The sequence below is a fragment of the Streptomyces sp. NPDC006487 genome, assembly GCF_042870555.1.
Taxonomy (GTDB): Bacteria; Actinomycetota; Actinomycetes; order Streptomycetales; family Streptomycetaceae; genus Streptomyces.
Genome location: NZ_JBIAHN010000005.1, coordinates 132,507 through 153,517 on the forward strand (window position 1 = coordinate 132,507; position 21,011 = coordinate 153,517).

Annotated in this window: 12 protein-coding genes and 2 pseudogenes; 8 read left to right on the forward strand and 6 right to left on the reverse strand. The window is 73.7% G+C overall.

Annotation, left to right across the window (positions count from 1 at the left end; genetic code table 11):
• Positions 1 to 33: 33 nt before the first annotated feature.
• The 5 genes from ACFYM0_RS10105 to ACFYM0_RS10125 all read right to left on the reverse strand — a co-directional run bounded on the left by ACFYM0_RS10105 (position 34) and on the right by ACFYM0_RS10125 (position 7,546).
• Positions 34 to 1,491, reverse strand: a complete 1,458-nt coding sequence (locus ACFYM0_RS10105) for a hypothetical protein (protein WP_388498791.1) — start codon at positions 1,489 to 1,491, stop codon at positions 34 to 36.
• Positions 1,492 to 1,508: 17 nt separating this feature from the next.
• A complete protein-coding gene (locus tag ACFYM0_RS10110) occupies positions 1,509 to 3,041 on the reverse strand; it encodes a hypothetical protein (RefSeq protein ID WP_388498793.1) in 1,533 nt (510 codons plus the stop codon).
• 303 nt (positions 3,042 to 3,344) lie between these two features.
• Entirely contained in the window at positions 3,345 to 4,976 is a 1,632-nt protein-coding gene (locus ACFYM0_RS10115) for a carboxylesterase/lipase family protein (RefSeq protein WP_388498796.1), read from the reverse strand.
• Between the two features lie 150 nt (positions 4,977 to 5,126).
• The gene (surE, locus tag ACFYM0_RS10120; RefSeq protein WP_388498798.1) at positions 5,127 to 6,053 is read right to left on the reverse strand and encodes a 5'/3'-nucleotidase SurE; all 927 of its coding nucleotides are present in this window, start codon (positions 6,051 to 6,053) and stop codon (positions 5,127 to 5,129) included.
• 239 nt (positions 6,054 to 6,292) lie between these two features.
• Positions 6,293 to 7,546: an MFS transporter gene (locus ACFYM0_RS10125; RefSeq protein ID WP_388498800.1), complete on the reverse strand. Its 1,254-nt coding sequence runs from the start codon at positions 7,544 to 7,546 to the stop codon at positions 6,293 to 6,295.
• Positions 7,547 to 8,766: 1,220 nt separating this feature from the next.
• On the opposite strand from ACFYM0_RS10125, the gene ACFYM0_RS10130 reads away from it, so the two are divergent.
• The 4 genes from ACFYM0_RS10130 to ACFYM0_RS10145 all read left to right on the forward strand — a co-directional run bounded on the left by ACFYM0_RS10130 (position 8,767) and on the right by ACFYM0_RS10145 (position 14,314).
• Entirely contained in the window at positions 8,767 to 9,501 is a 735-nt protein-coding gene (locus tag ACFYM0_RS10130; protein ID WP_388498803.1) for a phosphatase PAP2 family protein, read from the forward strand.
• Positions 9,502 to 9,997: 496 nt separating this feature from the next.
• Positions 9,998 to 11,554, forward strand: a complete 1,557-nt coding sequence (locus ACFYM0_RS10135) for a carboxylesterase/lipase family protein (protein WP_388498805.1) — start codon at positions 9,998 to 10,000, stop codon at positions 11,552 to 11,554.
• Between the two features lie 134 nt (positions 11,555 to 11,688).
• Complete coding sequence (locus tag ACFYM0_RS10140) at positions 11,689 to 12,696, forward strand: LacI family DNA-binding transcriptional regulator (RefSeq protein WP_388498808.1); 1,008 nt, start codon at positions 11,689 to 11,691, stop codon at positions 12,694 to 12,696.
• A 229-nt stretch (positions 12,697 to 12,925) separates the two neighbouring features.
• On the forward strand, positions 12,926 to 14,314 hold the full coding sequence (locus ACFYM0_RS10145; protein WP_388498809.1) for a hypothetical protein: 1,389 nt from the start codon (positions 12,926 to 12,928) through the stop codon (positions 14,312 to 14,314).
• A 210-nt stretch (positions 14,315 to 14,524) separates the two neighbouring features.
• Here the strand turns inward: ACFYM0_RS10145 and ACFYM0_RS10150 are convergent, their stop codons facing one another.
• Positions 14,525 to 15,484 (reverse strand): alpha/beta hydrolase fold domain-containing protein, encoded by a 960-nt coding sequence (locus tag ACFYM0_RS10150; protein ID WP_388498811.1) that lies wholly within the window; start codon positions 15,482 to 15,484, stop codon positions 14,525 to 14,527.
• Positions 15,485 to 15,767: 283 nt separating this feature from the next.
• Between ACFYM0_RS10150 and ACFYM0_RS10155 the strand changes: the two genes are divergently transcribed.
• From ACFYM0_RS10155 to ACFYM0_RS10170, 4 genes and pseudogenes are all read left to right on the forward strand, one after another.
• Positions 15,768 to 16,262, forward strand: coding sequence for an ATP-binding protein (locus ACFYM0_RS10155; RefSeq protein WP_388498813.1), 495 nt, complete (start codon positions 15,768 to 15,770; stop codon positions 16,260 to 16,262).
• A 220-nt stretch (positions 16,263 to 16,482) separates the two neighbouring features.
• Positions 16,483 to 18,138: pseudogene (locus ACFYM0_RS10160) on the forward strand (AMP-binding protein); the annotation flags it as partial.
• A gap of 129 nt (positions 18,139 to 18,267) precedes the next feature.
• Positions 18,268 to 18,723 (forward strand): annotated as a pseudogene (locus ACFYM0_RS10165) (acyl-CoA thioesterase); the annotation flags it as partial.
• Positions 18,714 to 21,005: an FAD-dependent monooxygenase gene (locus tag ACFYM0_RS10170; RefSeq protein ID WP_388498815.1), complete on the forward strand. Its 2,292-nt coding sequence runs from the start codon at positions 18,714 to 18,716 to the stop codon at positions 21,003 to 21,005. The pseudogene ACFYM0_RS10165 and the gene ACFYM0_RS10170, both read left to right, overlap by 10 nt.
• Positions 21,006 to 21,011 lie beyond the last annotated feature (6 nt).

A 21,011-nucleotide genomic window follows, 5' to 3' on the forward strand; every position in this document is an offset into this window, starting at 1 on the left:
GGGCGGCGACCGCTCGCCGCCCGGTCCCACGCCTCAGTCCGCCAGCCGGGTCGCCGCCCTCCGTACGCCGTCGGCCGCCCGCGCGCACCGTCCCGCGTGGTCGAGCAGGACCATGCGAAAGCTCTCCCCCGCCTCGTCCTGGTCCCAGCCCTCGGCCCCGGCGCAGGCCGCGAGGCTCTCCGCGTGCGCGGCCAGCCGGTCCGCGCTGGTCTGCGCGAGGGCCCCGTAGGACGCGGGCGTGCAGCCGCGTACCGGGACGGGCAGTGCCGCCGGCCTGCCGACGGTCACCCTGACGTCGCCCCGGCCGCCCGGGAGTTCCCGGAGCGAGACGAGCAGCGAACGCGCCTCGAGCGTGCCCGGGAGCCGGCCGGCGGCCAGCCGCGGCGAGACCACGAAGGGCCGGGCGACCGCGGTGACCGCACGGACCAGCTCCTCGGCGACGAGCACCGCGAGCCGGGTCGCCGCGCACGCGCCGGGCGCTCCGCACAGCGGCGAAGGCCAGACTCCCGGCCCAGCGCCGCCCTTCGGCGCGGGGAGCCAGCCCGGCGCGCACAGGATCTCCGTACCGGCGCCGATCTCGAGGCCCTCCCATACGAACGGAGTCCGTACCCGGTGCACGGCAGCGGCCACCGGGGGGTAGAGGCACAGCGCCCGGGCCACGGCCTCCTCCGGGGCGGCCGCCGGTTCCACCGTGTGCAGGGCCAGGGCCTGCAAGGTCGTGGCGGTGGCGGCCGCGGTGACCAGGGCGAGCGCGTGGGCCACCGCCGCGGCCACGGTGTCCGCGCAGGCTCCCCCCGCTGCCAGCCGTCCGACCAGGGAGTCCGGGTCCGGGCTCTCCTGGTAGCGGGCCGTCCTGCGCCGGAGGGCGGCCTCGAGGTCCGCGCGGGCACCTCGGCCGTCCGCGGCGGCGGCCCGCGTGACGATCTCGCTCAGCAGGGTGTCCTCGGCGGCCGCCTCGCCCGCCACCAGGCGGCGGCCCAGCCCCGCCATCGTCCGGCTCCAGGCCTGCCACTCCAGGGTGCCGTCCCCGCGCCGGCCCTCGACGGCCTCGTCGACGTGCCGCGCCACGAGCGCGGGCAGTTCGTCTCCCGGTGCGACGGTCTCCCAGGTCAACGCCGTGTGCGGGGACAGCCCGTACCGGTGCCCGGCGGCCGTGAGCCCGACCGCGGGCTCCAACGCCCGCCCCTCGTCCGCCCGGACGAGGAGGGATTCGGACGCTTCGGGGGTCAGCGGTACGAGGAAGTTCCCGAAGGGCGTCCGCAGCCGGACCGGGTGCCCGGAGCGGGTGCGCCGCAGGTGCTCCAGCAAGGCGCGCCGCACCCCTTCGCGGGTCAGGGCCTCCAGGCCGAGCGCGCGGGCCGCTGCGTCCGTCCAGGGCAGCCGCTGGGCGACCATGGCCGCGCTGAACACGGCGCTCTCCAGGGCCCAGGCCGTCTCGGGGGGTCGCGGGGCGGTCTTCGCCGTGGAGTCGCCGTCGTGGTCGGAGGTCATCTCGCGGTCTCCCTGGGTCACTTGTCGCGCAGCATGTAGGGCTGGTTGCCGACGATGCGGCCGTCGTAGGCGCTGATCAGCGCGTTGACCTTCTCCCGGTGGTGCGCCATGGGGCCGCGCAGAGTGTCCGAGTAGGCCTGCGGAGCGTGCGACAGCGGGTAGTCGTACGACTCGTCCAGCCAGGCCAGTTCGACCCAGCTCGCGGGGATGTCGTTGGGCGAGGCCGGGCCGCGGCCGTCGATCATCGGGATCACGTCGTGGTTGTTGACCAGGCTGATCACCTGGGTGGTGTGGTCGGCGGGCCGTTTGCCGTCGATGGGCGAGCCCACCGCGATCACGTGCGTGATCTGGTAGCGGGAGGAGACCTCCACGTCCGCGGCGAGGTTCATCGCGGTCATGCCGCCGAGGCTGTGTCCGACGATCATGAGCTCCGACCCGGCCGGCACCCCGGCCCGTACCAGCAGCTTGCGCGCGGCGCGCGTGTACGTCGTATCGGTGCGCAGCAGCCCGTCGAACGCTCCGACCAGGTCCTGCGGGGTGCTGTTGCTCAGCAGGGCGAAGCTCGTTCCGGGCAGCAGCAGGACGTGCCGTACGGCGCCGTCCGCGCACTCGACGCGGCGCAGCAGCACCAGCCCGTGGTTGCCCAGGGCGCCGATGTCGTTGACGTAGCTGACGATGTCGTTGCCGGACGTGGCCAGCACCTTCGCCAGGATGGAGTCCGCGTCCGCCCGTTCGGCCCGGCCGGGGCCCGGGTTGAGGTACTTCAGCAGGGTGCTCGGCAGCCCGAGGAACGGATCGGTGGTCGGCACTCCGCCGGCCAGAGTCACCCAGGAGAAGTCGTCGTTGACCGGGTTCTCGTCGAGCAGGCCCAGCAGCGCGGACAGTTCCATGATCACGGGGCTCATCGTGGTCAGGGCCCGGGTGACCCCCAGACGCTCGACGAGCGCGTGCATGGCGCGCAGCGCCTCCAGCCTGTTCCCGGCCACCATGGCGTCGGTCAGCCGTCTGGCGAGCGGCGAGTCCAGATTGGGGTGGTCCGAGGCGATCGCCCTGATCCGCAGGGCGAAGGCGTCCACGGCCATCGCCACGGCGGCCGGCCTGCGGTGCGTCAAGTTCCCCGCGATCCGGGCCAATTCACCGGCCAGCCCGCCGTTGGCCCCGAATCCGAGCCCCGCCGGGCTCGTCAGCGCACGCGCGCACGACACCGCCGTACCGAGCGCCCAGGCGGGGCGGCGCAACGCCTCCAGCCCCAGCCGCCAGCTGCTGACCGCGCCCGTCAGCTCGGCGGCCGCCTGCTTCGCCGTGAGGGCGGCGTCCGCCAACAGCACCGAGGCCGCGAGCAGCAGCTCCGGATCCGTGCGGCGCGGACCCTGCCCGGCGGCTACCGCGCTCCGTGCCGCCGCCGCTGCGGCCCCTGTGCCCGCGCCGGCCTCTGCCGGGGTCGCGGAGCCGGACGCGGCCGCGACCCCGGCGGGGTCCGCGGGCGCCTCCGCGGACCTGCGCCCTGAGGGCGCCGAGCGAGCCGCCGTGCCCACCGCTTGAGCGGTCATTTACCCACCTCCCGTACCTGCGCAACGGCTTCGCCTGGGTTCCGTTGCCCGAACGGGCATGCTGGCATCGCGCACGGTCCGTTCCGCGCGGCGATCCCCCGTCGCCGCCCGGCCCGCGCCCGCGCCGTGGACGCGGGAAACCGCCGGATGCCCGTGAGGACCTTGGCCCTCGGGGCATCCGGCGGCGTGGCGGCACCCCCCGGGCCGCCGCCCTTTCGGTGACCACCAAAGGATGAGCTCCGTGCTCACGCGTTGACGCGCGCGCGGATCACCCCCGTACGGACCACCGGGTCTCGTCTCCCGTTACAGCGGCCGGGAGGGCTGGTCGCGCCAGAAGCCGCATTGGTGCTCGGCCCCGAACGCCCGGTCGAGCCGGTCCCCCGCGGGCGCCAGTGTCAGTACCGTGCCGCCCGGTCCGGTCGCCGGCCAGGGGGTCTGACCCGCGACCACGGGAACCCCGTGGCGGGCGAAGGCACCCCAGTAGCGCTTCATCCTTGTCGCCAGGGCCACTTGGACGGGGGTCAGGGGCCGCTCGCCCATCGTGAAGTCGTGCAGGTAGGCGAGTTCGGCGCTGTGCGCGTTCGACTCGTCCAGTCCGGGGACCTGCGCGCCCGCCAGCGTCGGCGAGTCCGGGTCGTCGAACTCGTAGGCGAAGGTGGGGACCTGACGGGCGAACGACTGCGCCGTCCGGGCGGTTTCGCAAGCGAACGTCGAATCGGTCATGACCGCCGACAGCGCCAGGTACGGGGATCCGTGCGCGGCGACCGGGTAGCGGGCCAGGACCTCCGGCCCGGCCTCGCCGTAACCCGCGAGGACCTGCTGCGCGTACTGCTCCGCCGTCAGGGCGGGCTGGGTCAGCGCGACGAAGAAGCGCGCTTCGGAGCGGGTGCTCCCGATCAGGACCGGGACCTTGTTCCAGGACCCGGCCGAGATCGCGGCGGCCGGATCCCGCGGCAGCAGCCCGTCGCCCGATGCAGGGCCCGAAGTGGCCCGCGTACGGGCCGCGTCCACCAGCGACTGCCCGGAAGCGGCGCGCAGGCACGCCACCACCCCGGCCGGTTCGGCACAGCCGGCGCTCGCGGCGAAGGCCCGCGCCTCGGACTCGGCCCGCGCGCCGTCGGGAGTGCGCAGCAGCGTGCAGGGCCCGCTCTGCAGGACGGCCCGGTGGAACAGCCCGGCCGCCGGCGGGGCGGCGAGCAGTCCGCACACCGAACCGCTGCCCGCGGACTGGCCGGAGACCGTGACGTTGCCCGGGTCGCCGCCGAAGGCCCCGATGTTCTCCCTGGTCCAGCGCAGCGCCTGGATCTGGTCCATCAGGCCGAAGGAGCCGGAGCGCAGGGCGTTCTCCCGGCCCAGTTCGGGAAGGCCCAGATAACCCAGCTGCCCGAGGCGGTAGTTGATGCTGATCACCACGGATCCGGTCAGCTCGGCCATGGTGCGACCGCCGAACTGGGTGCCGGTGCCCTGGCTGTACGCGCCCCCGTGCATCCAGAGGATCACCGGCAGCCGGGCCCCCGCGCGGGCCCGGCCGGGCCGGTACACGTCGAGGTACAGGCAGTCCTCGCTGACGGCCGAGGGATCGCGCAGCCCGAACGGCGAGAACTGCAGGCAGGCGGGGGCCTGTTCGACGGCCTCGCGCACTCCGTTCCAGTGCCGGGCCGCCTGCGGGGCGCGCAGCCGGTTCTCCCCGACCGGTGCGGCGGCGTAGGGCACGCCGAGGAACTCCTGCGCCCCGTCGTGGACGCGGCCGCGCAGCGCGCCCTGCGCGACGGACACCACCGGGCGGGCCGAGCCGGCCGGCGGGCCGCCGGGGAGGCCGCCCGGAGAGGCGTGCGCCGGGAGCGCGGTCGCGATCAGCGCGGCGAGGGCGAGTGCCGTGCCGAGTAAGGGTCTTGCCGTGGAAAGCCGGGTGATCCGGTGCGAGAGCCGCTGCATCCGTACTCCTGAGTGGTGGACCTTCCGGGGGCGGGACGGGGCGCGGGACGCCCACCCCGCCCCCGGAGGGCCGGCTTGTGTGGTCGACGGGGCCTTGCCCGCGGGCGAGGCCCGGCTAGGGGCGAAGCCCGGCTACCGGAGCTGTCCGGCCTACGGGCGGAGCCCGGCGAGCAGGGCCGCGGTGACGGCGAAGTCGACCGGTCCGGTGTTCCAGTCGGCGTTCATCGGGCTGACGGCGATCTTCCCGGCGCTCACGGCTTCCACGTCGCTGCCCCGGGCCGGGGTCTTCAGGTCCACCGTCACGCCGACCTTCCAGGTGCCGTCGCCGGCATCGGTGAAGTCGGCCTTCAGGAGCGCCTGCGCGTCCTGGAAGGTGGTGGCCACACCGGCCGGGGTGCCCTTGCCGTCGGCACCGATGACGGGGTGGTTGACGTTGAGGCCGACGCCCTGGGGCAGCAGGGGGCCGGAGCGGGCCCGGAAACGCAGCCGGTCGATCAGCTTGACGGCGAAGTCGAGCGTCGGGCCCATCGCGTTGACCGTGGTCACGGGGTCGGGAGCCGAGAGGCCGCCGGTGCTCAGGGCGATGGCGGGCACGCCCGCGTCCAGCGCGGCGACGGCGCCGCCGACCGTGCCGGAGTGGCTGGCGAGCGCGGCCACGTTCGGGCCGAAGTTGGTGCCCGACACGACGAGATCGGGCGCCCGCCCTTCGAACACCTCGGAGAGCCCGAAGTTCACCGAGTCGCCGGGGGTTCCGTCGACCGCCCACACCTTCGGCTCGGGGTGGCGGACCGCGAGGGATGGGGAGTTGGAGGTCTTCGTGCCGGCTCCGCTCTGGTTGGTCAGCGGCGCGACGATGGTGACGTCGTGCCCGGCGGCGGTCAGCCGCGCGAAGGCCAGCCGGATGCCGGGCGCGTTGTAACCGTCGTCGTTGGTGAGCAGGATCCGCAGCGGGCCCGCGGGCACCGGTGCGGGCGCCGGCCCGGCCTGCACCTCGGCCGCGGCGGCGGGCACCGTACCGGCGAGGGCCGGCGCGCAGAGCAGCAGGGCGGCCAACGGCAGAACTCGCTTGCGTTGCAAGGAAGGCTCCTTCGGAGAGGAATTGCAAACGGGGAAGGGCGAATCGGGATTCGGGAACTGGAAACCGGGTGAGGGTGGGCTGGAAGGGTGGGGCCCGGTGGGCTCGCGACCCTCGGCGCGAACCCACCGGAGTGCGGGCCGGGCCGCCGCCCGGGAGGGGCGGCCCGGAGGTTGAGGGAAGCCCGGGGCCGAAGACCTTTACGGGGCCACGGGGCACGGGGCCACGGGGACCGGCGGGATCAGCGCACGCTGCGAATGGGGAGGATCGCCAGGGCGCCGATCAGCGAGAGCGCCCCGCCGACCAGGAACAGCGGGGTGTAGCCGCCCAGGGTGGTGACCACGGCGGAGGCGACGAACGGGGCGATGATCTGGGGCCCGGCGTTCGCGATGTTCAGTACGCCCATGTCGCGGGCGGCGTCCTCTGCCCGGGGCAGCACCAGGGTGACCAGCGCGGTGTCGACGGCCATGAAGCAACCGAAGGCCAGGCCGTTGAGCGCGCTGAAGACGAGCATGCCCGTCCACGTGGGACTGACGACGGGGACCACCATGACCAGCCCGGCGAGGGCCGCCGAGACGCCGACGAAGACCTTGCGGCGGTTCCAGCGGTCGGACAGCAATCCGCCGACCACGGTGGAGACGGCCATCGCGACCATCGACACGGGGGTGAGCACCGCCATCGCGGCGGGCGGCGTCAGCCCCGCGGGGAGCGTGATGTGGTCGCCCAGGATGTAGAGCTGGTAGCCGACCACCGAGAAGTACCCGAGGACCATCAGGGCGCGCCCGATGAAGGCCCACCGGAAGTCGTGGTTGGCGAGCGCCGAGAGGAAGGCCTTGAGCTGGGCCCCCTTGGGAGCGGCGGGCGCGTCCGGGGCGGGCTCGGAGCGCGGTACGTCCCGGCAGAAGCTGGTGAGCAGCAGCGCGGCCGCGGCGATGACCCCGCCGAAGACGAGGTAGCCGGTGCGCAGGTGCTCGGAGGTCTGGGAGGCGATCAGCACGCCGACCGTGCCGCCGATGGGCAGGCCCAGCCCCACCAGCGCGGACGCGGTACCTCGCCGGGCGGCGGGCACCCGGTCGGGCACGATCGCGGTGACGGCGGCCTGGTAGATGTTCATGGTCGCCTGGACCAGGCACCAGCCGATCCCGACGAGCAGTGCGGTACTGACGCTGCCGAGGAAGGCGAGGCCGACGAGCGAGCCGAGCGCACCACCCAGGACCCAGGGGTTGCGGCGGCCGCTGCGGTCGGAGAGGGCGCCGGCGATCGGATTGAACGCGGTGGCGAAGATCGCGCTGATACCGCCGATCAGGCCCAGCACCGCCACCTTGTCGTCGCCGGCTATCGCCTCGATCTGGGTGGGCAGGAGGACGGAGCCGACGCCCATGTAGACGGCCATCATCGCGGAGTTCGCGACCAGCAGGAGGAGCAGGAGCCCGCGTCCGCGGGAAGGTTCGGGATCCGCCGGGGCGGGCGGGTCGATGATCTCGTTCGTAGCCATGACGACTCCTCGGGGGACGGAGCGGGGAGGTGGCGTGGGGGGACCGCCGGAGGTGCGGTGCGCGGGGAGGGCGGAGACGCCGAGGGTGCGGTTGCGCACGAGGGCGTCGCCGGGCAATGCCGCGCCGAGCGCGAGACGGCTGACGCGGTGCGGTTGCTCGGCGCGATGCGTGCGGTGCCTGGCGGTGCGGTGCGGTGGGAATGCGGTGTGGAGCAGTGTTGAGCGGTGTCGTGCGGTGCTGCACTGTGCGGCTGACTCGATGTTGTTACACGTGTCACTTCAGGTGCCTGGACACTGTGTAGCACTCAGCCACCGGTCTAGCCAAGGGTTGGCGCAGACCTCCGTACAGATCGTGACCCGTGGACGAAGTCCAGGTCGATCACGTGTAACCAGCCGAATGCGGCCTGCGGACGAGTCCGACCCGGCCGAGAACTCACTTGCACTTGTGGCGATGGTCACGCTTCCGCAATACTCCGTGCCGCACCGCGCCGACCCCCACCGCACCCGGCAGAGCCCACCCACCCCTGCGGGGCTCACCCGCCGCGCCGCCGCACCTCGCCGGCGCACCTGGGGCCGGCGCACCTGGGGCCGCCCAGCGGCCTGGAGCCGAGCCGAGCCGAGCCGAGCCGAGCCGACCAACCCTGCCGATCCGGCAGACCCCGGCAGACCTGACCGACCCAGCCGACCCAGCTGATCCGGCCGACCCGGCAGACCCAACCGAGCCGATCGAACCTGCCGACCCAGCCGACCCAGCAGACCCGGCGGACCCGACCCGGCCTGCGGGTCCGCGGGCGGCCATCGGCTCGCCCGCCTCAGCCCGTCCCTCCGCACACCATTCCGGCATCGGCCGCACCCCCATCCCCTTCGCACTCCCCCCCGCACCCCTTCCCCACGGCTCCACCCAGCCCCTTCCACTCGGCTCCCCGATGCGTGTCATCACGCCGCCCTCGACGCGCCCGCCGTACGCGCAGCTCCGCCCAACCCATCCACACCGCTCCGCCCATCCCCCCTTCCGCATGCGCCGCACCGTGCGCATCCACATGCCGCCCTCGGCACACCGCCCGGGCACGTCCGCGCGGGCACAACCGCGAGGGCACGTCGGCTTCCGCTCGTCCGCTTCCGCTCGCCCCCGCGCTTCGCGCCCGTCCCCGCGCTTCGCGCCCGTCCGCCGCCTGCCATGCGCCCCCAGCGCCCGGGAGGCGGCAGCGAAAGGTTCCTTCATGTCGGACTTCTTCGGTCACGCCCTCACTCCGCCCCCTCCTCCGCCCCCGCTCCCCGTCCGGCCGTCCAGAAGGCCGGTCCCCGCAGCTCCGCCCCGGCACGCCCTCACCTGGGGACTACTGCTGACCCTGCTCTCCGTCCTGATGGGAGTGCTCCTGCGCGTGGACGAACAGCCCTTCTTCCAGGGGCTCGACAACGCATGGGCCGCTTCGCTGGAGGGCTCGCCCGCGGACACCGCCAGCGGGTTCGCCACCGTTCTCGACCGCCTGGGCGGGCCACTGGGCACGGTCGTGCCGCTGCTCTTGATGGGCTGCCTGTGCATGTACGGGCGCTGGCGGTCGGCGCTCTTCGTCTTCACCAGCGCGGTCTTGGCCAACATGCTCCTGGTACTGCCGCTCAAGCAGCTGGCCGACCGACCGCGGCCCCCGCACACCTGGGTGCTGGTCAACGACGGCTCGTACCCCTCCGGCCAGGTCTTCAGCGCGGTGGCCCTGGTGATCGCAGCCGCGGTGGTGCTGTTCCCGCCCGGTGGCCGGCGCTGGTGGTGGCTGTTCGGCGCGGGCTACACCGGCGCCATGATGTGGAGCCGCACCTGGCAGCACGCCCAGTGGCTGAGCGACACCTTCGCCGGCGCCCTCGCCGCCGTGGGAGCCTGCCTGATCCTGTGGCGGGCGTTCGCACCCCTGCTGGAGACGGAGGCCGAACGCATGGCCGCCGACACCCTCTGGGTGTGACCCCTCCGCGACCGTGAAGCCGATTCGGCCGGAACGCCCGCCCGAACAGTCCGCACAGTCCCGGCCGATCCCGCCGTTCAGGCGGACCAGCGGTCCCGGCCGGGGCGGTACGACCCCGCCCCGGCACAGCGCCACAACCGACACCGGGCAGCCCGGGCGAGCCGCACGGGAAGTCCGAACACCGAGGCGCTCCGGGCCGTCAGGCCGAGGGGGTGGGCCCATCCATGCGGTCCGGGCGGCTGCACGCCCGGCGCGCCACGGGGCAATCCCGGTAGCCCCTGCAGCCCCTGTCGGGCCGGTCGGGCCATCCAGGAAGCTCGGGGCACCCGCGAGCGCGCGGCCCAGCTCTCGCACGGCCCGACCGGCCCGGCCCGCGCAGGCCCGGGGGCCCGTCGGCCACGCTCGAATATCGCGAAACATTGACGGTCGTAGAATTCGCGCCATACTCTCGACGGGTCGGCGCGCGTACGGCGCGCGGCCCAGGAAGGATCGACTCATGGCACCCACTCCAGGACCCGCACCCGCTCACCCCGTGGCCCATCCGCCCGCGGGCCCGCTCCTCGGTGCGGTCGAGGACGGGCTCGCCGTTTTCCGGGCCGTGCCCTACGCCGCTCCCCCGGTCGGCGAATCGCGCTGGCAGCCCGCTCGGCCGCATCCGGGCTGGAGCGACACCCGGGACGCGACCGCCGACGGGCCCAGTGCCCCACAGATGTACATGGAGGGCGGCGACCCCGTCCTCGGCGGGCACGGTTCTCCGCCCTTCGACGAGGACTGCCTGACCCTCGACATCTGGACGCCCGCGGTCGACGACGCCCGGCGGCCCGTGCTGGTCTGGATCCACGGCGGCGGCTTCGTCTCCGGTTCCGGATCGCTGCCGAACTACTCCGGCGCGACCTTCTCCCGCGACGGGGACCTCGTCGTGGTCAGCATCAACTACCGCATCGGGCCGCTCGGTTACCTCTACACCGGCACCGCGGACGAGCCGGACGGATCCGGCGCCAACCACTGGCTGACCGACCAGCTCGCCGCCCTGCGCTGGGTGCGGGAGAACATCTCCGCCTTCGGCGGCGACCCCGGCTCCATCACCGTCGCGGGCCAGTCGGGCGGCGCGGTGTCCACGGCCGCCCTCGCCGGACTGCCCGAAGCCCAGCACCTGATCCGGCGGGTGATCCTGATGAGCCCGCCCTTCGGGCTGGACCTCCCCGCGCCCGACGGCTACCGGGAGCGCACCGCCGCCTACCTGGAACTCGCCGGGGTCAAGAGCCTGGCCGAGCTGCGTACCGTGCCCTGGCCGGAGCTGATCGGCGCCATGGGCGGGCTCTTCGCGCTGACCACGCGCTGGGGGTACTGGCCCACACCGTTCCTGCCCGTCGTCGACGGAGTCACCCTGCCCCGTCACCCGGCGCAGGCCCTGCTGCACGGCGCCGCCGCCGGCATCGAGGTGATGATCGGCTGGACCCGGGAGGAGGCCAACTTCGGCTTCGCCCTCAACGAGGCCTATGCCGCGGCCACCCGGGAGCAGGTGACCGACCGGATCGCGGACACCTTCGGTCCCGAGGCCGCCCCCGGGGTCTACGCGGCGTACGAGCGCGCCCGGCCGGGCGCCGGTCCGGCCGGCGTCCTGATGGACCTCATCACCGACGAGCTCTTCCGGGTGCCCGCCCTCCGGCTGGCCGAAGCGCGGGCCGCGGCGGGCAGCCCGGTATGGGCCTACCAGTTCGACTTCCCCGCGGCCGCCTACGACGGCCGGCTCGGGGCGGCGCACTGCCTCGAGCTTCCCTTCGCCTTTGCCAACTTCGACCAATGGGCCCACGCACCCCTGACGGCCGGACTCGACCCCGCCGCCCGGGACGGTCTCGCCCGCACCATGCACGAGGCCTGGATCGCCTTCGTCCGCACCGGCGACCCGAACCATCCCGGCATGCCGAGGTGGAACCCGTACGAGACGGACACCCGCACCACGATGCGCTTCGACTCCGTGGTGACCGCGCTCGACGACCTCGCCGGGGACTCCCTGCGCCTGCACGAAGGGGCACCCGACCGACCCGCGTGACCCCGGCGCCCCCTTCCCCGCCCTCCCTTCCGCCTGGCCCGCCCATCCGGGCGGGCCCGCGCTCCCTTGATCTAACTCGTGTAACCTTCGAAAGGAAGGCATCGAGCCGATCAAAAGGAGCGTCGACCGACGTCATGGCAAAAGACACTCCTGTTCCGGCGTCCCCGACCAGCGCCGACGTGGCCCGACTCGCCGGGGTGTCCCGCGCGACGGTCTCCTTCGTCCTCAACGACACCCAGGGCCACCGCGTGGGCGAAGCCGCCCGCGCGCGCGTCCTCGACGCCGCCCGGCAGCTCGGCTACGTCCCGCACGCCGCCGCCCGGTCCCTGCGGGCCGGCCGCAGCAATCTCGTCCTGATGCCCTCGTCGATCTCCGCGGTCGGCCGCCTCGTCAGCGACTGGGTCGACGACCTGCACAGCGAGCTGGACCGGCACGGCTACACCGCGGTCCTGCACGCGGGGCGCTTCGCCGATCCCCTCGACGCCGCCCGCGCCTGGGCCGAACTGCGGCCGGCGGCCGTCATCGCCCTCGACGGCGACCGCCTCACCGCGCAGGCCGCGGAGCTGCTGCGGCGCGCCGGAGTGCGGGGGCTGATCGCCTTCGCCGCCCGTCCCGTACCGGGGGTGCACACCATCGGCTTCGACCACGCCGTCATCGGCGCCACCGCCGCCGAGCACCTGATCGCCCGCGGCCGGTCCCGTATCGGCGTGGTCATGCCCCAGGAACGCGGCCTCGGCGTGTTCGCCGCGCCGCGGCTCGCCGGCGCCGAATCGGTCGCCGCGCGGCACATGGCCACCGTGACCCCGGTGGAGCTCTCGTACACCCGGGAGTCCGCGACCGCGCTGGCGCGGCGCTGGCGGAGCCTCGGGCTGGACTCCGTGTTCGCGTACAACGACGAGTACGCCGCCCTGCTCCTCCACGCGCTGCGGGCCGAGGGGATCTCCGTACCTCAGGAGGTGGCGGTCGTGGGCTCCGACGACCTGGTCCTCGCCGGGCTCCAGGAACCCCCGCTGACCTCGATCCGCCTGAAGCTCGCCTCCCCCGCCCTGGTCGCCGAGGCCGTGCACGAGCTCATCGAGACCGGCGACACGGCGCCCGTACCCGAGATAGAGGCGATCCTGGTCCAGCGCGAGACCTCCTGAGACTCCCTCACGCTCCTTCGCCCCCCTCACCCTCCTTCGCCCCCCCTCTCGCTGCTTGACCCCTTCGCGCTCCTTGAGCCGTCGGCACGCCTTCGTGCTCCGTCCGGGCTGTCCGCCCGCCTGTATGGATCAAGCCCGGAAGCCGAAGGTGGTCGCGCGTGGTCGGCTGGGCTCGGCTGGTCGCGGTCCCCTGACGGCCGGCCCACAGCGCAGAAGGAGGAGTTCCCCGATGTCTCGTCGGCATGTCTCGGCCGTCCTCGGCCTGGTGGCGGGCGCGTTGGTGGCGGTCCCCGCCCCGGCCGCTCACGCCGCCGCGGTGCAGGTTCGCTGCTCCGTTCCCGATCTGATCGCGGCCATCGGCGCCGCGAACGGCTCGCCCGGCCCGGACACCCTCCAGCTTGCGCGCGGGTGCACGTACAAACTGACGGCCCCTGACCCCGAGAGCCCCGGCAACGGGCTGCCGGTGATCACCAGTGAGATCACCATCGACGGACGCGGGGCCACGATCAGGCGGGACGAGCGCGGGCACAAGGTGCCGAAGTTCCGGATCCTCCTCGTCGGCCCGACGGGCGACCTCACGCTCACCCGCACCACGATCAGCGGCGGCTTCGCCACGGACTGCCCCGCCTTCCCCGATCCCCCGGGCCTGGCCTGCGGCGGCGGCATCTCCAACACCGGAAGGATGAGCGTGACCCGCAGCAAGATCAGCGGCAACACGTCCAAGTCCGACGTGTTCGCCCAGGGCGGCGGAATCGACAGCCCCGGCACCGCAACCGTGAGCGAGAGCGAGGTGACGGGAAACCAGGTCGTCTACAGCGGCAGCGACCTCGGCGGCGGCGCCGCGGGCGGCGCGATCGTCAACGACGGTCCGCTCACGCTCACCGCCTCCCGGCTGACCGGGAACACGGCAACCGTCACCAAGGACACCCAGAGCTTCGCCTTCGGCGCCGGCCTGATCAGCTTCGCCGAGACCACCGTCAAAGACACGGTCATCAGCGACAACCGTTCCTTCGCCCCGGGCGGGTTCGCGCGTGCCGCCCTCTCCAACGGCATCCCGGAGCCCGGAAGACTGACCGTCACCGGCGGCGCCGTCACGGACAACACCTCGGACGCTCCGCACGGATTCGCCCAGGGCGGCGGCATCGCGAACAACGCCCTGATGACCGTGAGCGACGTGAAGATCAGCGCCAACCGGGCGATCGCGAAGAACGGCACCGCGCGCGGCGGTGGCGTCCGCATGGGCCCGATCGGCACGCTCGACCTGACCGACAGCCAGATCACCGGCAACACCGTCGAGGCGCCGGGCGGCACGGCTCAGGGCGGCGGCATCGACAACCCGGACGGCGGCATGCTGACGGCCAAGCGCAACAAGGTCCTGCGCAACACGGCCACCGCGAAGGACGGTACCGCGCAGGGCGGCGGCCTCTTCCACGCCGGGGGAGCCGAGGGGCTGGGCACCACCACGCTGGAGGAGAACGCCATCCAGCACAACCGGGCGGGTGACGGCGGCGGCATCTTCAAGGGGTCCGGCGTCCTCACGCTGAACGGCGATGTCGTACGCGCCAATCAGCCGAACAACTGCAGCCCCACCGGCACGGTTCCCGGCTGCACCGACTGACGGGACTCCCGGAGCCGGGCCGTTCCGTCGGGGGCGTGACGCCCGCACCTTCCGGCCGGGCGCCGTCCGCCGGCCGGCCGGCCCTCGTCTCGGGTCCCCCCGTCCGCCGACGGGACGGGGGGACCCGACCGGTCCGGCGGCAGCGGCGGCCGCGGGCGCCCCCGTGCGGAGCGCCCGCAGCCGGCGCCGCGCCCTCCTCGGCTACGGACCTCAGGCGCCCAGGTGGCGGGCGAGGAAGGCGACGCTGTCGGTGACGATGCGATCGACGTCGGGAGAGCCGAGGAAGATGTGGTCGGCGCCTTCCACGGGGGTCAGGACGACCTCGCCCCCGGCCTTCTCCAGAGCCGCGGCGAGCTCCTCGCTCTGGCTGTAGGGGACCAGTCCGTCCAGGGTGCCGTGGATCAGCAGGAACGGCGGCGGGTCCGAGCCTTCCACGGCGTAGGTGACGGGGCTCGCGGCCCGTGCCAGCTCGGGGCGTTCGGCGACGGAAGCACCGAGGAGGGCTTCGTACGGGTCGGGGAACTCGGCTCCGCCGGGCAGCGGCGGGAACGCCGGCATGGGGTGATCGGCGAGGGTGACCAGGTCGGAGACCCCGTACCAGTCGACGACGGCCCGTACGGCGGTGTCGCCGGCGCCCACTCCCTGCGTGCCCTCCAGCGCCTCGGCGTCCGCGGTGGCCGCGGAGACGACCCCGGCGAGGGCCGCGAGGTGGCCGCCCGCGGACTCGCCCCAGACCCCGATCCGGTCCGGGTCGATGCCCAGTACGGTGGCGAACCGCCGGACGTAGCGGATCGCGGCCTTCACGTCGTGCAGCTGGGCCGGGAACGGGGCCTCCAGGCTGTGCCGGTAGTCGATCGAGACGAGGGCCAGCCCCGCCTCCAGCACCGACCCGTGCAGCAGCTCCACGGGCACGGTCGGCGGCGGGTAGCGCCGGTCGCCGTCCAGCCAGCCGCCGCCGTGGATCCACACCACCGCCGGGAAGGGGCCTTCACCCGCCGGTACGTGAACGTCGAGCAGGCGGGGACGGTAGCCCGGCGAGGTCGCGTACGTGATCCCCTCGAAGCGGCGGACCCCGTCCGCGTCCACGACGGCGGACACGGGGGTCCGGAACGGCGGAGGCGGCCAGGTCATGTCCGCCGGATCGATCGCGGCGGGGAGCGATTGCGTCATTGCGGCCCTTCCAATCTGTTCGGCCCCCGGGGGGCCGGGGGGTTCGGGTTCGGGTGCGGGTCCCACCGCGGCCGAGCGAGCACGGAGCGCTACGGACAAGGCTTCGTAACGTATGTCCGAAATGCTTGCGCGGAGCCGGGTGGGAGACCTAGCGTGTTACACGTGTAATCACGACTCTAGCGACGCGTTTCCGCAGACCACAAGAGCACGGGCAGTCTCAGTTCCCCGGCAGTTACACGAGCCACCGCGCGAATGTCGTCGCCTTCCCCTCCGGGAGCACGCCATGCTCACCTCCACACCCCCCGCCACCCAGCCCGCCACGCACCCCGTCCCCGCCCCGGCCGACCCGGCCTCCGCCGCCGCGTCACGGGCCCGCGGCTTCGACCACTGGGCCGCGGAGCCCACTGCGGCGACCGTCCCCCTGATCCGCTCCCGGGTGCGCTCGGTCCTCGACGGCTGGGAAATCTCCGCCGACATCGCGGACGTCCTGCTGCTGGCCGTGAGCGAGCTGGTCGGGAACGTCGTCCTGCACGCCGCCGACGCGGGCCGCCTGCGCGTCGGAATCTCCCTGCGAGGGGGATGGCTCCAGCTGGAGGTCGCCGACGGAGCCCCCTCCCTGCCGCGGCTCCCGCACCCGCGCGGCGAGGCGGACCTGGACACCGAGAACGGGCGGGGCCTGCTGATCGTGCACCTGATGGCCACCGAGGCGGGCGGCCAACTCAGCGTCCAGGCGGATGAGTTCGGCAAATCAGTACGAGTGCGCGTGCCGGCCGTCTGACAGGCGGATCGGCATGGATCGACGCAGATCTGCACGGATCGGCATGGACCGACGCGGATCAACGCGGATCGCAGGCGCGGGAGGGGTCGGAAGAGGCCCGCCGGAGAGCCACCCGGGGGCACGATCACCTCACAAAAATATGGCGAGGAATTGACGGCCGCCAATTTATCGAGATACTTGCCCCATCTCCCCCGCTGCTCCCTGATTGAGGTGCCGCCCCATGGAGCTCTCCCCTTCGGCGCATGCCGATACCTTCTGCCGCGACCGGCTCCCGCCGTTCGACCTCTGGCCCGAACTCCACTTCGACTTGCCGGAGTTGGACTATCCGGACCGGCTCAACTGCGCCCACAGCCTCCTCGACGACGCCGTCGAGCGCTGGGGACCCGACCGCCCCTGCCTTCTGACCCCCGGCGAGCGCTGGACGTACGGCGAGCTGCTGCGGCGTGCCAACCAGGTCGCCCAGGTGCTCACCGAGGACCTGGGACTGCTCCCCGGGAACCGCGTACTGCTGCGCGGCCCGAACAACCCCTGGCTCGTCGCCGCCTGGTTCGGCGTGCTCAAGGCGGGCGGCGTGGCCGTCACCACGGTGCCGCTGCTGCGCGCCGCCGAGCTCGCCGCGCTGTGCGAGATCAGCCTCCCCGCCGTCGCCCTGTGCGACCACCGCTACCTCGAGGAACTCGAAGCGGCCGCCGCGCTCGCCGAGGGCTCCGCCGAGTACACCGCCCCGCACGTGGTCGCGTACGGCGGCCCCGGCGAGGACGACCTCACCGTCCGCTGCCCGGCCAAGACCGGGGTCTTCACCTCCGTGGACACCGCCGCGGACGACGTGGCCCTGATCGCCTTCACCTCCGGCACCACCGGGCGCCCCAAGGCGACCCTGCACTTCCACCGGGACGTGCTCGCGAACGCCGACACCTTCTCCCGGCACGTCCTGCGGCCGGAGCCCGACGACGTGTTCACCGGCACCCCGCCGCTCGCGTTCACCTTCGGGCTCGGCGGTCTGGTGGTCTTCCCGCTGCGCGTCGGAGCCGCCACCCTGCTCCTGGAGACCGCGACGCCGGGGCAGCTGGCCGACCTCGTGGCAGCACACGGGGTGACCGTCCTGTTCACGGCGCCCACCGCCTACCGCGCGATCCTGGCCGCGGGTGCGGCCGGCCTGCTGGCCGGGCTGCGCCGCTGCGTCTCGGCGGGCGAACCCCTTCCCGCCGCCGTGTGGGAGGAGTTCCACGCCGCCACCGGGCTGCGCATCATCGACGGCATCGGCGCCACCGAGATGCTGCACGTGTTCATCTCCGCGGCCGACGAGGACATCCGTCCCGGCTCCACGGGCCGGCCCGTCCCCGGCTACCGGGCCGCCGTGGTGGACGCAAACGGAGAGCCCGTTCCCGACGGGCAGCCCGGCCTGCTCGCCGTCACCGGGCCCACCGGCTGCCGCTACCTGGACGACCCGCGCCAGACCACGTACGTCCGGGACGGCTGGAACATCACGGGCGACACCTACATCCGCGACGCCGAGGGCTACTTCTGGTACGTGGCCCGCAGCGACGACATGATCGTCTCCTCGGGCTACAACATCGCGGGGCCCGAGGTCGAGAAGGCGCTGGCCGACCACCCGTACGTGGCGGACTGCGGCGTCGTCGGGGTCCCCGACGAACGGCGCGGGATGCTCGTCAAGGCGTACGTGGTGCTGCGCGCGGGCGTCCCGGCCGCCCCGGAGACCGTCCGCGCACTCCAGGAGCACGTCAAGGCGGCCATCGCCCCCTTCAAGTACCCGCGTGCGGTGGAGTTCGTCGCCGAGCTCCCCCGGACGGAGACCGGAAAGCTCCGGCGGGCCGAACTGCGCACCCGGGGAGGGGATCCGGCCGGGGCGACCCCCGCCGCCCCGGCACCGGACGACGGCGGCTGCGCCGCCGGGTGTCCCGAGGCGCAGGTCCCCCACCTGCCCAGCGTGGTGGTCGAGCGCCGGGTCGAGTGGACCGACACCGACGCGGCGGGCCACTACCACCACTCCACCGTGATCCGCTGGGTCGAGGCGGCCGAGGCCGTGCTGCTGCGCCGCCTGGGCCTGTCGCACCTCTTCGGGAGCACGCCCCGGGTCCACTTCGAGGCCGACTACAGGGCCCGGCTCTGGTTCGGCGAGGCCGTACGGACCGAGCTGCGGGTCACCAAGGTCGGTACGAGCTCCCTCCACTACGCCTTCACCGTCCGCGGCGAGCAAGGCCCGGACAGCCCGGACAGCCCGGAGGGCCCGGTGGACACAGAGGGCCGAGTGGGCACAGACGGCACGGAGGGCCGGCACGGTGCGGTGGCCGCCACCGGACGCATGGTCATCGCCCACTCCGCGGCCCGCGCGAGCGGGACCACCCCGTGGCCCGCCGAGGTCCGTGAGGTCCTGACGAAGGCCGGCCGGCAGGCCCCCGAACTGATCGAGAACAACCGAGGAGGCGCCCCGTGCGCATAGCAGTCATCGGAGGCGGGCCGGGCGGCCTGTACTTCGCCGCCCTGGCCAAGCAGATCTCCCCGCACTGGGAGGTGACCGTCTGGGAGCGCAACGCTCCCGACGACACCTTCGGCTTCGGGGTGGTCTTCTCCGACGAGACCCTCGACGGCATCGCGCAGGCCGATCCCTTCGTACACGCCGCGATGTCGGCGGAGTTCGCCCGCTGGAGCGACATCGACGTCCGCCACCGCGGCCGGACGCTCACCTCCGGCGGGCACGGTTTCGCCGCTCTGGGCCGGCGCCGGCTGCTGGAGATCCTCCAGCAGCGCTGCGCCGCCCTGGAGGTGGACGTCCGCTACCGCACGCAGTCCCCTCCGGCGGAGCAACTGGCCGCGGAATACGACCTGGTGGTCGCCTGCGACGGGGTGCGCTCGGCCACCCGGGCCGCCTACGCCGACACCTTCGGCGCCGATCTCGACGAGCGCGCGGGCCGCTACATGTGGCTGGGCACGGACAAGGTCTTCGAGGCCTTCACCTTCATCGTCGAGGAGCGGGACTTCGGCACGCTCCAGGTGCACGCGTACCCGTATGACGACACCCGCTCCACCTTCATCGTGGAAATGGACGAGGACACCTGGCGGCGCGGCGGCTTCGCCGGGTCGGCGGGCCCGGACCTGGCGCCCGGCGCCAGTGACGAGGAGGGGATCCGCCGCTGCGAGGAGATCCTCGCCGGGCACCTGGACGGCCACCGGCTCATCCCCAACAACTCCAAGTGGCTGCGCTTCACCACCGTGCGCAACCGGACCTGGCGGCACGGCAACACCGTGCTGCTCGGGGACGCGGCGCACACGGCCCACTTCTCCATCGGTTCCGGCACCAAGCTCGCCATGGAGGACGCCCTCGCGCTCGCCGCCTGCCTGCACGAGCACCCCGGTGTGGAGAGCGCGCTGGCCGCCTACGAGGAAGAGCGCAGGCCGGTCGTGGAGTCCACGCAGCGTGCGGCGCAGGCCAGCCTGGAGTGGTTCGAGAACATCGACCGGTACACCGGCCAGGATCCGCACCAGTTCGCCTTCAACCTGCTGACCCGAAGCCGCCGGGTCACCTATGACAACCTGCGGGTGCGCGACGAGGAGTTCACCACCGCCGTGAACGCCTCGGCGCCGGTCCCGCCCATGTTCCGGCCGTTCCAGCTCGGCGGCCTGCGCCTGCGCAACCGGATCGTCGTACCGCCCATGGCCCTGTCCACGGCGGTCGACGGGGTCCCGGGCGAGTTCGACCTGGTCCACCTGGGCACCCAGTCCCTCGGCGGCGCGGCGCTGGTCGTCGCCGGCATGACGGCGGTCAGCGCCGACGGCCGCACCGACGCGGGCTGCCCGGGGCTGTGGACCGACGAGCAGGAGGCCGCCTGGGGCCGGATCACCGCCTTCGCGCACGGCCAGTCCGACACCTGCCTCGGCATCCAGCTCACCCACGCCGGCCGCCGGGCCGCCGGGGGGCCGCTCCTGGCCGCCTCCCCACTGTCCTGGGAGGAGGGCGGCCGGGTGCCCCGCGAGGCGAGCCGCGCCGATATGGACCTGGTCGTACGGGACTTCGTGCGCGCGGCCGAGCGCGCCGACCGGGCCGGTTTCGATGTACTGGAACTCCAGTACGGGCACGGCCATTTGATGTCAGGGTTCCTGTCCCCGCTGACCAACCTGCGCACCGACGAGTACGGCGGAGCGGTCGCGAACCGGCTGCGCTTCCCGCTCGAAGTGCTGGGCGCGGTACGGGCGGTGTGGCCGGCCGGGAAGGCACTCCTGGTTCGGGTCTCGGCCGCCGACTGGGCGGAGGGCGGCCTCGACGAGGCGGACGCGGTGCACATCGCGCGCGCCCTGGCCGCGGCGGGCGCCGACGGGATCGACGTGTCGACCGGAGAGGTCGTGTCCCACGAGCGGCCGTCCTTCGGCCGCAGCTATCAGACCCCGTACGCCGACCTGATCCGCAACACCACCGGGGTGGCGACCATCGCCGTCGGCGCGATCTCCACCTACGACGACGTGAACTCGGTGATCCTGGCGGGCCGCGCCGACCTGTGCGCGGTGGGCCGCGCACAGCTCCACGACCCGCTGTGGACCCTGCACGCGGCCGTGGCCCAGGGGTACCGCGGGCCGGCCGCGCCGTGGGCCCGGTCCTGGCGGGCCGGCAGCGCCCGGCCGCCGGCCGCGCGCACCGACCGGGTGCCGCCCCGCCTCGAACTGCTGCGGCGACCCGCCGCACCGGTGCACCAGCGATGGCTGCCGCGCGTCGCCGCGCCGGCCCTCTGAACGGAA